A 14075-nucleotide genomic window follows, 5' to 3' on the forward strand; every position below is an offset into this window, starting at 1 on the left:
TGAGCCGCCGTGCGTTCGGGCCGTTCTTCCCGTCCAGGTTCCCCCGGCTGGCTTCAGCCCCTTGCCCTGGTCCTCCGACTCCTGGTGCTGGGCGTCGGTCTGGGGGTACTCACCGGCACGGTGTTGAAGCAACTCGCCCCCCGCCTGGCCCAGGATGCGATGAACACCCCCAGGCTGAACACGGCCACCAGTCCGGTGGCGTTGCCGCAACGGGGCCTGCCGCTCGGTCGGTTCGAGCCGAAGCGGGAACTGCCCGCCCTCAGCCAGCGCTGGAAGGCCCTGGCCGCGGCCCAGAAGGATCTCAAGGTGGGCGGTTATCTGCTGGTGCTCGATGACGGCCGCTTCGCCCAGCTCGATCCGGACGTTCCCCTGCCGGCCGCCAGCGCGATCAAGACACCGATCCTGCTGGCGGGCCTGGAGGATCTCGATGCCGGCAAGCTGCGCTGGAACGATCCGCTCCCCCTCACCAAGGAGGTGATCGGGGGCGGGGCGGGCTGGATGGCCAGTCGACCGATCGGCACTCGCTTCCCCTTCTCGGAAGCGGCCACCGAAATGATCCGGGTCAGCGACAACACGGCCACCAACCTGCTGATCAGACGGCTGGGCGGCAAGCTCGCCCTCAATGCCCGCTTCCAGGCCCTTGGCCTCGATGCCACCGTGCTGAACAACTGGCTGCCCGACCTGGAGGGCACCAACACCACCAGCCCCCGCGACCTCGCCCGCTCGATCGCTCTGGTCGATACCGGCGAGAAACTCAGCCCCCGCGGCCGGGACCACTTCCGATCGATCCTCGCCACCTCCAGGACCAACACCCTGCTGCCCCTCGGCCTGCTCAAGGGCCTTGGCCTGGATTCGAGCGACCCGGACAGCGAACTGTTGGCCAGGGGGATCGCCGTGCTCAACAAGACCGGCGATATCGGCATCGCCTACGCCGATGCCGGCCTGATCGAGTTGCCGAATGGCCAGCGGGCCGTGGCGGCCTTCATGGTCAAAGGTCCCTTCAATGACCCCCGTTCCGCGGAGCTGATCCGCGCGATGGCCGCCGCCGCCAGCGAAACCCTGGTGGGACGAAGCGCTTCTGTTCCCCAACCCCGCTGATCTCCCCTGCCATGCTGCGTCTCCTGCCTGGCCTGTTGCCGGCCCTGCTGCCTGTTCTCCCGGCTGTCTTTCTGACGTCCTTCTTGCCGAAGGCTGAGGCGGTGGCACAGCCCACTTCGCAGCCCACTTCGCAGCCCGCTCTCTCCTCGACGCTCTCGCCCACGGTGTGGCGTCCCCAGCAGGTGAGGCCCCTGCCTGGAGGGCTGGATCGGCTGTTGGTGGTGAATGACAACAACCCAGAGCTGATCATCCAGCCGGGCATCCTGCTCTCCACGTTCAACGGCACCGGCCGGTTGGCCGGCGAGGCTTTTCAAGTGCCGACGGCCCATCTCAATCTGCCCCTTCAGGGTCATTTCGAGCTGTTCAGCCACCACGTGTATGCCGGCAGACCGGAGCAGCTCGACTCCACCCTCTGGCTGGGGGTGGTGGCGGCGCCTGCAGGCGACAGGCCGGTGCGCCTGCGGCTGATCAGCGGCTCCACGGCCCTGTCCCAGTCCACCGATCCCAGCCAGCCTGGAGCACCGTTCCTGCCCCTGCCGGCGGTGGTCGCCCACGACGGCAGCACGGCCTTCTCCGGACCGGGCAGCCGGGTGGCGGCGGAGTTGCTGCTGAATCGGCGCAGTCCCCTGTTCCCGAGCGAGTGGCGGCTTGCCGCCGACCAGCTCACCACCCTGGTGGCGCTGCCGATCCCGGTGAAGGGCCTTGACCCGTTGCTGAATGGCCGCAATCTTCAGCTGCGGCTGGAGAGTGACGGCCCTGTTCAGATCGCCACCCTGGCGGCGTTCGGCAGCGACCAGCCCCCCGACGCCCGCACCTGGGCCAGCCTGTTGCGGGGGGGGCTCAGCCCCAGGGAGCACAGTCCAACCCCGAGGGGGCAGAAGGGGGGGATCATCTATTCACGGGTGAGCGGAGTGCAGCAGGGCAGTCGCTGGCGGGGCCAGCTGATCGATCCCTGCCCGCTCCAGCCCTGCCGGGCCCAGCTCTCGGTGCAGAGCGCCCCGGTGTCCTGGCCGATCAGTTCCCTGGAGCGCGGCAGCCTCGGCACCGGCCAGGTTCAGACAGCCGAGCTGGCCGCCTTCTACCCGGGAACCGCCTGGGCTGCCCATGGCAACTACGGCGTTGAGTACGACCTGGGGATACCCCTGATCAACGACACCGACCGACCCGTGGCGCTTGATCTCGCCATCGAATCCCCCCGCAAGAGCGATCAACCAAAGGGGGGGCTGAGCTTCAACCGTGAGCCGGCCCGGCCGGTGATGTTCCGGGGCACCGTCGAGGTGAGTGGCCTCGATGGCGAGGCGGGCCGTCCCAGCGGCCGTCGCTGGTTCCATCTCGTGCAACGACAGGGGCAGCAGGGCCCGGCGCTGGGTCGGATCAGCCTGGCCCCCGGGCAGAGGCGACAGGTTCGGGTCAGGCTGATCTACCCCGCTGACGCCACCCCACCCCAGGTGCTTTCCCTGCTGCCGGCCGCGTCAGTTGTGAAACAATCCGAATCCGTGCCGGCCCCTCGCCCGTGAGTCAGACCCGCCAACGCAGGGTGTTCCCTTTCACCGCCATCGTCGGGCAGGAGGAGATGAAGCTCGCCCTGCTGCTCAACGTGATCGATCCCCGCATCGGCGGCGTGATGATCATGGGTGATCGGGGCACTGGCAAGTCCACCACGATCCGGGCCCTGGCCGATCTCCTGCCGGAGATCGACGTGGTGGCTGGTGACCCCTACAACAGTTCTCCGACCGATCCCGACCTGCAGAGCACGGAGGTGCAGGCCCGGGCCGAGCAGGGCGAAGTGTTGCCGATCGTGCCTCGCCAGGTGCCCATGGTGGATCTGCCCCTGGGCGCCACGGAAGATCGCCTCTGCGGCACGATCGACATCGAGAAGGCACTCAGTGAAGGGGTGAAGGCCTTCGAGCCGGGTCTGCTGGCCAAGGCGAACCGCGGTCTGCTCTATGTCGATGAGGTGAATCTCCTCGATGACCACCTGGTGGATGTGCTGCTCGATTCGGCCGCATCGGGCTGGAACACGGTGGAGCGGGAGGGCGTTTCGGTGCGGCATCCGGCCCGCTTCGTGCTGATCGGCTCCGGTAACCCCGAGGAGGGCGAACTCCGCCCGCAGCTGCTCGACCGCTTCGGCATGAGTGTGGAGGTGCGCACCGTGCGGGAAGCCGAGCTGCGGGTGCAGGTGGTGGACCAGCGCACCAGCTTCGATGCCGACCCCGAGCGCTTCTCCGCCACCCACCAGTCCAGCCAGAGCGCACTGCAGGAGCGGGCCGTGCGCGCCCAGGCCCTGCTCCCTTCGGTGCAGATCGACGACGACCTTCGGCTTCGCATCTCATCGGTCTGCGGTGAGCTGGATGTGGATGGCCTGCGCGGCGACATCGTGATCAACCGGGCGGCCAGGGCACTGGCCGCCTTCGAGGGGCGCACCGAGGTGGACGACGCTGATGTGGCCCGGGTGGTGGCCTGTTGCCTGCGCCACCGGCTGCGCAAGGACCCGCTCGAGCAGATCGACTCCGGTGACCGGGTGATCAAGATGTTCTGCAAGGTGTTCGATCGGGGAGAGCCCAGCGATCGCAGTGCATTCCAGCTGGCCCTGGCCGGCTGAGCCGGCATGCGCATCCTCGGCATCGATCCTGGTCTGGCCCGCCTTGGCTATGGCCTGATCGAAACCGGCCCACCTCTGTCCCTGCTCGACTGCGGCATGATCCAGACCGCCGCTGGCCAGCCCGAGGGCGACCGACTCGTTGAGATCGCCAGGGATCTGCGCTGGGTGGTGCGGCGCTGGCGGCCCGCCCTGGCCTCGGTGGAGAAGTTCTTCTTCTACCGCTCCAGCACCACGATTTCGGTGGTCCAGGCCCGGGGCGTCGTGATCATGACCCTGGCTCGCCTGCAGGTACCGGTTGTGGAGGTCCCGCCGATGCAGGTCAAGCTGGCCCTCACCGGCTCGGGCCATGCCGGCAAGGATGAGGTGCTGGAGGCGGTGATGCGGGAGCTTGACCTGGAGCTGCCGCCGCGACCCGACGACGCCGCCGATGCCCTGGCCGTGGCCCTCACCGGCTGGTTCCAGCGGTGACAGGCTCACCGCCTGGAGCTTCGGACAGCAAGCCGACCTGGCGTCGCCATTGGCGCCGCCGCCGCGAGGCTCTCTGCGTCTTGGCCCAGGCCCCGCTGCTGGAGGCGGCGATCCGCCACCTGCCGGAGCTGGTGGGGCCTGCGCAGCGCCTTGGGCTGTTCTGGCCGCTGGCCGGGGAGCCGGATCTGCGAGGGCTGGCTGCTCCCCTGCCCGAGCGGCTGGCCCTGCCGGCCATCCGTCAGTCTTCCGCCACCCAGACACTCTGCTACCAGGCCTGGAGGCCTGGCCTGCCCCTGGCGATCGACGCCTGCGGCATTCCCGCCCCGCTCGAGTCCCCTGCCGGCGAGCTCCGGCCCGCTTCCCTGGCCCTGCTGCTGGTGCCCGCCCTGGCCTTTGATCGGGCCGGTTTCCGCCTGGGCTACGGCGGTGGCTGGTATGACCGCCTGCGCAGCGACCCGCTCTGGCGGGCGGTTCCGGCTGTGATCGTGGCGCCAGCCGGATGCCAGGTGGAGCATCTGCCACGCGATCCCTGGGATGTTCCCTTCGATGGCTGGCTCACCGAGCGGGGCCTGGAATGGTTGCAACCTGTTGAGCCCTGAGGCCAAGGGCCACCAACTCCAGCTCGATTTGCCAGGATCAAGCTGCGCGACTTTTCCCGTTTTGAACGTCTCTTCGAACGCTTCGTTCAGGTCCGAGCCGTTCCAGTCCCCCGGTTTTCTTCCCCAGCGCCCCTCCCCGGCCTCCCGCACCGGGGCCCGGAGCCACGGTGGCGAATCCGCGCCGGAGCGGGTCATGGCCGCCGAGCTGGGCCAGCGCGCCGAGCCGAGCGAGGCCCTCTCGATGATGGTCAGTTCGATGGTTCGGATGGTCCAGGCCGGCAAGGGTCAGTCGGCGGCCAGCCGCTGGTCCGCGTCCTGATCTGCCTTTAGCCTGCCTTCCTCTGGCTTCCTCCCCCCGGGCCGGAGGTCCTGGAACCAAGCGCACCATGAACGCTCACTCCTTCCGCTCCCGCCTTGCCCAGTGGCGCCATGGCCAGGTTCAAGCCTCCATGCTGGTTCGTCGCACAGCTTTCACGGTCGCTGCTGCTGCCACTCTGCTGAGCTCTGTCCGGCCGGAGCCGGCCAGGGCCCATGCGATCGAAAGCAGCCTGGATCGGCTGCAATCCCTGCGGGACGGGCTGGTGCTGGAGAGCCGCTTCTCCACCGGTGAGCCCGTTGTCGGAGCCAAGGTGCGGCTGGTTCCCCCCGGGGGCGGGGAGGGGGTGGAGCTGGGCCAGATGGACGCCAGCGGACGACTGGCCTTCAACCTTCCCAAGTACGCGGATGGCACCTGGGAAGTGCAGGTCGATGGCGGGCCTGGCCATCGCGACTTTCTCGACCTGCCCGTGAGCAAGGGCAAGCCCCAGATCGATCAGGTCAGCGAGGGGCCGTTATCCCCCCCCCCGACCTCCCCGATCCTGCGCCATCTTCTTCTGCTCGGTGGTCTCGGCAGCCTCGGGTGGACCCTGGCCGCCATGGCCGGTTGGCGCTTCCCCTCTCGGCGCCGATGAGCAGCGGCAGTGCGGCCCTCGATCAGATCGTGGAAAAGCTGCGGGGCACCAGTGATCCGAAGCGCCGCTACGAATACGTGCTCTGGCTGGCGCGCAAGTTGGCCCCCTTGCCCGAGGAGTTTCGCCAGGATGCCTTCAAGGTGAAGGGTTGCGTCTCCCAGGTGTATGTGGTGGGTCAGCTGCTCGAGGGCAGGCTGCACTGGCAGGGCGATTCCGACGCCCAGATCACCAAGGGGCTGCTTGCTCTGCTGATAACGGGGCTCGAAGGGCTGACCCCCCAGCAGGTGAGCGGCCTGGATTCCTCCTTCCTGGCCGAAACCGGTCTGCAGGCCAGCCTCACCCCATCGCGGGCGAATGGATTTCTCAACATCCTGAGGATGATGCAGAGCCAGGCGGCCGCCCTCACGCCTGTTGATTCATAGGATCAACGGCTTCATGGCAATCCAGGCATGACCATCGGCATCGGTTTGCTTGGGCTCGGCACCGTCGGAGCCGGTGTGGCCGAGATCCTCTCCACGCCGGAAGGTCGTCATCCCCTGGTGGCTGAACTGAAGCTGCGGCGGGTGGCGGTTCGCGATCCGTCCCGCTCCCGGCCGATCGCCCTGGCCGCCGAGTTGTTCAGAACCGACCCCCTGGCCGTGGTGAACGACCCTGCCGTCGACATCGTCGTGGAAGTGATCGGCGGCCTGGAGCCAGCCCGCAGCCTGATCCTCGCGGCGATCGCGGCGGGCAAATCAGTGGTGACAGCCAACAAGGCCGTGATCGCCCGCCATGGCGAGGAGATTGCGGCGGCGGCGGCGGCCCGTGGGGTGTATGTGCTGATCGAAGCGGCTGTGGGTGGCGGCATCCCGATCATCGAACCCCTGAAGCAGTCCCTGGGTGGGAACCGGCTGGTGCGGGTGAGCGGCATCATCAACGGCACCACCAACTACATCCTCAGCCGCATGGCGGCGGAGGGGGCGGCCTATGCGGCGGTGCTGGCCGAGGCCCAGGCGCTCGGTTACGCCGAGGCCGATCCGGCCGCCGATGTGGAGGGCGGTGATGCCGCCGACAAGATCGCCATCCTGGCCAGCCTGGCCTTCGGCGGCGGTGTGGAGCGCGCTGCCATCCCCACAGAAGGCATCAGCAGCCTGGAGTCGAGGGATATCGACTACGCCGCCCAGCTGGGCTTCTGCGTCAAGCTGCTCGCCGTCGCCGAAAGCATCGGCACCGATCCCGACGGGACCCAGCAACTGGACGTCCGGGTTCATCCCACCCTGGTGCCCAAGGCCCACCCTCTGGCCGGGGTCCACGACGTCAACAACGCCATCCTGGTGGAAGGCGATCCGATCGGCCGGGTGATGTTCTACGGGCCTGGTGCCGGGGCGGGCCCCACCGCCTCGGCCGTGGTCGCCGACATTCTCAACATCGCCAGCATCCGCCAGGTGGGGGGACCCGGCGCCGGCCTCGACCCGCTGCTGGCGGCCGGCTCCTGGCGTCGCTGCCGCCTGGTGGATGGCGCCCAGAGCCGCCACCGGAATTACCTGCGGCTGCAGACCAGCGATCAGGCCGGGGTGATCGGGGCCATCGGGCGATGCTTCGGCGCCGAGGAGGTCTCGATTCAGTCAATCGTGCAGCTGGAAACCTCGGCCGGCCATGCCGAGATCGTGGTGATCACCCATGCGGTGCCCGAAGCCCGTTTCCGGGCTGCCCTGGCCACGATCAGCGAGCTGGTTGAAGTGAAGCGGGTGGCCGCCTGTCTGCGCGCCCTCTGAGCTGCGCCGAGCCGGCAGACCATCCTGGTTTTGAATGGCTCTTGCTGATCCCGGGGTTCATCGTCGACGGCTTGCCTGTTCTGAAGCGTCTGGTTTCCCTCTCCCTGGCGGCGGTGCTGCTGCACGGGCTGAGCGCCTGTCAGGTCTCCAGGCCCTCCGGCAGCCTGGTGGTGGCAGCCCGCAGCCGCATCGATTCGGCCGATCCGGCCGCCGGTTTCAGTTTCGGCGCCATGCAGTTGCTCAGCGCCCTCGGCGATCCGCTCTACGCGATCGACAGCGACGGCAGGCTGCAGCCCCGCCTGGCCACCGCCCCGCCGCGGCTCAGTCCGGATCGGCTCACCGCCTGGGTGCCCCTGCGCCGGGGCGTGCGCTTCCACGACGGCACCCGCTTCGACGCTGCCGCCATGGTGTTCAGCCTGGAGCGGTTCCTGGCGATCGGCAAGCTCAGCTACCTGCTGGGCGATCGGATCGCCGGCGTGAGGGCCAGTGGCCCCTATGAGCTGGAACTACGGCTGCGGCGCCCGTTCACGGCCTTGCCCCAATTGTTGAGCGCCGTCAATCTCACTCCGCTTTCGCCAACGGCCTACCGGAACCATGCCCGTTCCTTCCTCAATGAGCGCTTCGTGGGCACCGGGCCGTACCAGCTGACCTTTTTCACCGATCAGCAGCAGCGGCTCAAGCCATTCCCGGGCTACTGGGGCCCGGCTGCCGCCAATCGGGGCATCGATCTGATCAATCTCAGCAATTCCACCGCCCTCTACGGCGCCCTGCGCAGCGGCGAAGTGGACGTGCTCCTCTCCACAAGCCTGGAGGGAGATCAGCAGCGCGCCCTGCATCGCTCGGCCTCAGCCGGCACGTTGCGCGAGGCGGTGGGACCGGCGCTGGAGATCGGTTACCTCACCCTGCTCACCGACCAGGCGCCTCTGAACAACCTGTTGGTGCGCCAGGCCCTGGCCCACAGCCTCGATCGCCGACTGATCAGTGAGCGGGTCAGCCATGGCTTGCGCAGCCCGCTCCGGCAGCTGATCCCACCCAGCCTGCCGGGGTCGCTGCCGGAAGCCTGGCCGGCCTTCGATCCCGAGCGGGCCCGGAGTCTGTTTCGCCAGGCGGGGTACTGCAGTGGCAAGCGGCTTACTCTGCCGCTCACCTTCCGCTCCAACATCCCAGCCGACAAACTCTTCGCCCTCACCTGGCAGGGCCAGCTGCAACGGGATCTGGCCGATTGCGTGACGCTTGAGATCTCGGGAATGGAGTCCACCACCGCCTACCGTCAGCTCGGCGAAGGAGCTTTTGCCGCGATTCTGCTCGAATGGATGGGTGATTTCCCCGACGCTGACAACTATCTGATTCCCTTGCTCGGTTGCGACAAGAGTGAGGGCAACCGTTGTCTCAAGGGGGCGAGTGCCGCCAGCGGCAGCTTCTGGACCCGTCCTGGCCTCGATGCCGAGCTGCGGCGCAGCGAAAGCCTGGAGGGAGATCAGCGGCTGAGCCTGCTGCGCAGCCTGCAACGGGAAACCGCCCTGGCCTCCCCCTACATCCCCGTCTGGCTGGTGTCGCCGCGGGCCTGGGCCCAGCTGAGCCTGCGGCAGCCGGTTTTCGATGGATCCGGCCGGCTGGACTTCAGCCGCCTGAAGCGGGAGGAGAAGCGGTGAGCCGTCGACGTCAGTTGGCACGGTATCTGGCCAGCCGTCTGCTGCTTGCCCCTGTGATGCTCTGGCTGATCGCCACCCTGGTGTTCCTGCTCCTTCGGCTGGCTCCGGGTGATCCGATCGATGCCCTGCTGGGGATGCGGGCGCCGGAGGCAGCCCGCGCTGCCCTGCGCCAGCAGCTCGGCCTTGACCTCCCCCTGATCGTTCAATACGGCCAGTTTCTGCTGAATCTGCTGCAGGGGAACTTGGGCCTGTCGCTCACCAACGGCACCCCGGTGGCCCAGATCATCGGGCAGAGTCTCCCCGCCAGTCTGGAACTGGGAATCTGTGCCCTGTTGATCGCGGCCCTGCTGGGTCTGGCGGTGGGGTTCAGCGCCATCGCCAGACCAGAGGGGAAGGTGGATCTGGCCGGGCGCCTCTATGGCATCGGCACCTATGCGCTGCCACCTTTCTGGGCGGCGATGGTGGTGCAGCTCGTCTTTGCTGTCTGGCTGGGCTGGTTGCCGGTGGGTGGCCGCTTCCCCGCCAGCCTGGTGGCTCCCAGCGGCACGGGCTTCTTCCTGTTCGACAGCCTGCGGAACGGCAACTGGCAGCAGTTCAGCGGCAGTGTGCGCCATCTGGTGCTGCCCGCGGCCACCCTCGGTTTGCTGCTGAGCGGCATCTTCGACAACGCCCTGCGGCTCAACCTGCGCCGGGCGTTGCGCTCCGACTACGTGGAGGCGGCCCGCGGCCGGGGCCTGAGTGAAACCAGGGTGGTGCTCCGCCATGCCCTGCCCAACGCCCTGCTGCCGGTGCTCACGATCACAGGCATCACCGTGGCCTCCCTGATCGGCGGCGCCCTGCTGATCGAGGTCACCTATTCCTGGCCGGGCATCGCCTTCCGGTTGCAGGAGGCGATCGGTCAGCGGGATTATCCCCTCGTGCAGGGGATCGTGGTCGTGGTGGCGGGGCTGGTGGTGCTGGTCAGCGTGGCTGTTGATCTGCTGGTGGCCCTGCTGGATCCCCGCATCAGCTTCTGAGCCGATCAGGCTGTCGGTCAGCGCCTGAGGCGCCTGCTCCAGAGCTGTGCCTCGGCCTGATCAAGCACGTAGGCGCGGACCCCGTCCTGCCGCCGTTGCTGGGGGGGAAGGGCGGTACCGGTTTCCAGCGCGAGCAGGAAATCAGCGCTGAGGCCAAGCAGCAGCTCCTGCACGCGCAGGGGCTCCTCCCCGACGAGCTGTTCGCCGAGCTGAAGCATGGCTTCCTTCTGGTCGGTGATCCGCACCGGCGAGAAATGGCTGCCCCCCTCCACCAGCGCCAGCCTGCTGCGGGGATCGCGCTGCTGCAGGAACAGACCCAGCTGCTCGCTCACCGGTGGGGTGACCAGATCGAGGCTTCCCCCCACCATCAACAGAGGAGCCTTCAGCTGATCGAGGCCCCGGCCCGGCCAGAGCAGGCTGCCGAAACCGTTCAGGCTCACCACCGCCTCCACCGGGGTGACCTGCCGTTGGGGTGGGGTGGGATCCGGCAGGTTCACCTGGGCCAGCTGGCACTGGAGCAGCCGGGAGAGATTGATCAGCGGGATCCCCTTGAGGGCGCGCTTGCAGCGCTGCTCCAGTCCGGGCACCGGACGTTCACCCGTCGCCATCAGGGCCGACAGGCCGCCCAGGGAGTGGCCCATCAGCACAACCGATCCGCCCAGGCGCGGCAGTTCTCCAACGGCTTCGGCCCTGAGCACCGCCTCCACATCGGCCAGGCGATCGGGCAGGGTTTCAGCCCCGGGTGGTGGGCGCCGACCATCGAGGAGCTGGCGGACGGCTTTCTCGTCGCTGCCGGGGTGTTCCACCAGCAGCACGGGCCAGCCCCGCTGGGCCAGCCCCTCCGCCAGCCAGCTCAGCTGGGTGCTGCTGCCACCCAGACCGGGCATCAGCAGCACCCAGGCGCGCCGCCGCGGCGCCGCCGCCCCCCACAGGTCCAGCTCCAGGGGCTGATCGCGGTGGGCCACCTTGAGCAGGAGACGCCGCTGCGGCATGGACCGATTGAGGGCTGCCAGTCGCTGAGCCGCCGCAGGACCTTGCTGAGCCGGCAAGGGCAATTGGCGCAGACGCCGAAGCGCAACAGTCTGTTGCTCGAGTTGCTGCCGCCAGCTCGCAGCCAGGGCCAGCACCCCGTCGAGGTCCAGGGAAAGCCGCCGGGCCGGCACCGCCAGCAGCAGGTCGATCGCCGTGAATGGCTCAGGCTTCTGCAACTGGCTGCGCAGGGTGGAGAGCAGCAGGGCGCCGCTGCCGGGTTGATCGGTGCTCAACAGCTCCCCCACCTCATCAAGCACCTGGCGGCCCGACCAGCTCTGCAGCAACTGGAGGGCGAGGCCGCGATCCGGCAGGAGGGGGCTGTTCAGCAAGAGGACCAGGTCAGCGCGGCTGCGGTCGTCGAGCAGTTCCAGCCAGATGCCCAGCTCGGTGCGGGAGCGGCGTGGATTCCGGCTCCAGGCCTGCAGCTGATCCAGTTCGATCGGCAGGACGAGGCCATCGAGCCGCACCTCCAGCTGCCCGGCCGCCCCAACCGGTGGCGGGGCCATCAGCAGCAGACTGGCCAGCAGGACGGGCAGCCAACGGCAGCGGTTTGACACACCTTCGAACGGGAGCAAGCAGCCTCAGCTGGTTCCTCCAGTTTCCCGCGCCGTTGCGCGAACTCAGCCTGATTCGTCTTGTGGCGAGCCTGGGAGCCGGCGGCGTGCTTTATCTCACCCCCGTGGTGTTCCACCAGGAGGCCTTCAGCGCCACGGCGGTGGGCCTGGGCCTGGCGGCGGCTGCGCTAGCGGGCACGGCCGGACGGCTGCTCTGCGGGCTGCTGATCGACAGGGGGCTGAACACCACGAAACCCGTGCTGGTGGCGGCTGTTGTGTCTGTGCTGGCCGACGGTCGCCTGCTCACGGCCACCACGTTCGTGGCCTTCGTCGTCGGTCAGATTCTGCTGGGTGTGGCGATGGGGATCTACTGGCCCGCCATTGAGCTGGCGGTGCCCCTGAGCTGCCCACCGCTGCCATCCAGCCGCGCCTATGCGCTGGTGCGCACGGCCGATGCGATGGGGATCGCCCTGGGGGTGCTGCTGGGCGCGGTGCTGGCCAGCTTCGATCACCTGCGGGGGATCTACCTGGTGGACATGGTCTGCATGGCGGTGCTGCTGGCTCTGCTGTTGCGCTACCCGTTGCCAACAGCGGCACCCCTGCCACCCGGCGGCCGCCAGCTCCCCAGGCGGCGCTGGATCCTGCCGCTGCTGCCCCTGCTGGGGGTGACGGTGTTGAGCACCGCCATGGTGGTGCTGCTGCAGAGCGCTCTGCCGCTTGATCTGGTGCGGGGCGGACTGGGCCGCCCACCCCTGCCGAGCAGCCTGGGAGCCCTGCTGATGGGTCTGCAGCTCACCCTGCTGCTCAGCTTTCAGTGGCCGATCGGGCGCTGGCTTGCCGATCGGCCGGTGGCGCTCGGGCTGGGTTGGAGCCTGGTGGGCTTCGCTCTGGGCAGTGGTCTGCTGGCGCTCTCCAGCCTGGGCTGGCAGAGCACCGGTGTGTTGATCGCCGCCCAGTTCCCCCTGGCTGCCGCTGAAGCCGCCTTCCTGCCAACCGCCAGCGAAGCGGTGCTGGAGCTCGCCCCGCTCGCCCACCAGGGAACGGCGATGGCCCTGTTCTCGCAGTGTTTTGCGATCAGTGCTCTGGTGGCACCGCTCCTGGGCGGCCTGCTGCTGGACAGCCAGGGCCATGGGGCCGGGCTGTGGTCGTTGATGGCGGCCCTGGCACTGCTGGGTCTGCTGCTGGTCTCCCAGCTAGGTCGCCTTCACCCCCGGCCCCGGGGACTGCGGCCCGGCTGAGCTGGGCTCTGAGCTCGGCGATGGCTTGGGGTGTGCCACCCAGCCCCCCTGCTCCTGGGGCAGGGGCTCGGTGCCGTATTCCCAGTCGTCGTAGTCGGGGTCGTTGCGGATGCGCTGGTGCAGCTCTTTCTGAGCGGCGAAATTGTGGGGCGTTTCGGCCGGGGGGGGGTCCTGGGCTGGAGTCATGGCAGGCACCGCGTGGATCTCGATTCTCGCCGATGCCGGTCCCCCTGGCCTTGCACCAGTCTGCTGAATAAACAAGAGAGAATTCTTGCCATGTCGGAATCGCTCAGCCCCGGCCTGGCCAAGCTGCTGGCCGATGACGACCCAGCGGTTTTTCAGCTCCTGCGTCCCCAGGGTCGCTCGGCCTGCCTGCTCACTTGCGACCACGCCGGGCGGGCCATTCCGCGCCGCTTGGGGCAGCTGAGCCTTGGTGACGCTGAACTGGCCACGCATGTGGCCTGGGATCTTGGGGTGGCCGAACTGGGCCGCAGACTTGCGGCCCGCCTTGATGCGGTTCTCCTCCTTCAGAACTATTCGCGGTTGGTGATCGATGCCAACCGACCCCCTGGGGTTTCCGACTCGATTCCGGTGCTGAGTGAACGCACCAGAATTCCAGCCAATGAAAAGCTCACGGCGGAGCAGATCCGCCAGCGGGTCGAGGAGGTGTTCGAGCCCTACCACCGGCGGCTGGCCGAGGAGCTCGATCGACGGGCCGTTCGGGGCCACCCCACCGTGCTGGTGGCTCTGCATACGTTCACACCGCTGTTCATGGATGAGCAGCGGCCGTGGCAGGTGGGTGTGCTCTACGGCCGCGATTCCAGGTTGGGGCGGCTGATGCACGACCGGCTCCGCCGCGATCGGGCCCTGGTGGTGGGGGACAACCAGCCCTATGCCGTGGGCGATGAATCCGATTACACGATCCTTGTCCATGGCGAACAACGGGGCATTCCCCACGTGGAACTTGAGGTGCGCCAGGACCTCCTCGACCACCAAGCCGGTCTGGAGGCCTGGACGGAACGCCTCGCCGGGGCGCTGGAAGCCTGCCTCCCCGCCGTGATCGGCAGCGCTGCCGGATCGCCGCGGCAAGTGGGCTGAGAGCCACCAACCGA

General features: G+C 68.4%; 15 protein-coding genes. 13 read left to right on the top strand and 2 right to left on the bottom strand.

What is annotated here, in order from left to right:
* The first annotated feature begins 9 nt into the window (after positions 1-9).
* The 11 genes from ACXMDY_RS00245 (at position 10) to ACXMDY_RS00295 (ending at position 10139) form a co-directional block, all read left to right on the top strand.
* On the top strand, positions 10-1098 hold the full coding sequence (locus ACXMDY_RS00245; RefSeq protein ID WP_259702852.1) for a serine hydrolase: 1089 nt from the start codon (positions 10-12) through the stop codon (positions 1096-1098).
* An 11-nt stretch (positions 1099-1109) separates the two neighbouring features.
* Complete coding sequence (locus ACXMDY_RS00250; protein WP_259702853.1) at positions 1110-2615, top strand: DUF3370 domain-containing protein; 1506 nt, start codon at positions 1110-1112, stop codon at positions 2613-2615.
* On the top strand, positions 2612-3700 hold the full coding sequence (bchI, locus tag ACXMDY_RS00255; protein ID WP_259702854.1) for a magnesium chelatase ATPase subunit I: 1089 nt from the start codon (positions 2612-2614) through the stop codon (positions 3698-3700). The genes ACXMDY_RS00250 and bchI overlap by 4 nt, the downstream gene beginning before the upstream one ends.
* Before the next feature lie 6 nt (positions 3701-3706).
* Positions 3707-4168 (top strand): crossover junction endodeoxyribonuclease RuvC, encoded by a 462-nt coding sequence (ruvC, locus tag ACXMDY_RS00260; RefSeq protein WP_259702855.1) that lies wholly within the window; start codon positions 3707-3709, stop codon positions 4166-4168.
* A complete protein-coding gene (locus ACXMDY_RS00265; RefSeq protein WP_259702856.1) occupies positions 4165-4767 on the top strand; it encodes a 5-formyltetrahydrofolate cyclo-ligase in 603 nt (200 codons plus the stop codon). Before ruvC ends, ACXMDY_RS00265 begins: the two co-directional genes overlap by 4 nt.
* Positions 4768-4828: 61 nt before the next feature.
* On the top strand, positions 4829-5086 hold the full coding sequence (locus ACXMDY_RS00270; protein ID WP_259702857.1) for a hypothetical protein: 258 nt from the start codon (positions 4829-4831) through the stop codon (positions 5084-5086).
* Between the two features lie 67 nt (positions 5087-5153).
* Complete coding sequence (locus tag ACXMDY_RS00275; protein WP_259702858.1) at positions 5154-5717, top strand: hypothetical protein; 564 nt, start codon at positions 5154-5156, stop codon at positions 5715-5717.
* Positions 5714-6139, top strand: coding sequence for a SufE family protein (locus ACXMDY_RS00280; protein WP_259702859.1), 426 nt, complete (start codon positions 5714-5716; stop codon positions 6137-6139). The genes ACXMDY_RS00275 and ACXMDY_RS00280 overlap by 4 nt, the downstream gene beginning before the upstream one ends.
* A 27-nt stretch (positions 6140-6166) precedes the next feature.
* Complete coding sequence (locus ACXMDY_RS00285) at positions 6167-7471, top strand: homoserine dehydrogenase (protein WP_259702860.1); 1305 nt, start codon at positions 6167-6169, stop codon at positions 7469-7471.
* An 80-nt stretch (positions 7472-7551) separates the two neighbouring features.
* Complete coding sequence (locus ACXMDY_RS00290; protein WP_259702958.1) at positions 7552-9123, top strand: ABC transporter substrate-binding protein; 1572 nt, start codon at positions 7552-7554, stop codon at positions 9121-9123.
* Positions 9120-10139: an ABC transporter permease gene (locus ACXMDY_RS00295; protein ID WP_259702861.1), complete on the top strand. Its 1020-nt coding sequence runs from the start codon at positions 9120-9122 to the stop codon at positions 10137-10139. Before ACXMDY_RS00290 ends, ACXMDY_RS00295 begins: the two co-directional genes overlap by 4 nt.
* A gap of 17 nt (positions 10140-10156) precedes the next feature.
* Here the strand turns inward: ACXMDY_RS00295 and ACXMDY_RS00300 are convergent, their stop codons facing one another.
* The gene (locus ACXMDY_RS00300) at positions 10157-11746 is read right to left on the bottom strand and encodes an alpha/beta hydrolase family protein (RefSeq protein WP_457767246.1); all 1590 of its coding nucleotides are present in this window, start codon (positions 11744-11746) and stop codon (positions 10157-10159) included.
* Between the two features lie 35 nt (positions 11747-11781).
* On the opposite strand from ACXMDY_RS00300, the gene ACXMDY_RS00305 reads away from it, so the two are divergent.
* Positions 11782-12963: an MFS transporter gene (locus ACXMDY_RS00305; RefSeq protein WP_259702863.1), complete on the top strand. Its 1182-nt coding sequence runs from the start codon at positions 11782-11784 to the stop codon at positions 12961-12963.
* Here the strand turns inward: ACXMDY_RS00305 and ACXMDY_RS00310 are convergent.
* Positions 12919-13149, bottom strand: coding sequence for a hypothetical protein (locus ACXMDY_RS00310; RefSeq protein ID WP_259702864.1), 231 nt, complete (start codon positions 13147-13149; stop codon positions 12919-12921). The two genes, ACXMDY_RS00305 and ACXMDY_RS00310, sit on opposite strands and share 45 nt — an antisense overlap.
* Before the next feature lie 90 nt (positions 13150-13239).
* On the opposite strand from ACXMDY_RS00310, the gene ACXMDY_RS00315 reads away from it, so the two are divergent.
* Entirely contained in the window at positions 13240-14061 is an 822-nt protein-coding gene (locus ACXMDY_RS00315) for an N-formylglutamate amidohydrolase (RefSeq protein WP_259702865.1), read from the top strand.
* The last annotated feature ends 14 nt before the right edge of the window (positions 14062-14075 follow it).

This window comes from Cyanobium sp. ULC082 (assembly GCF_977927535.1).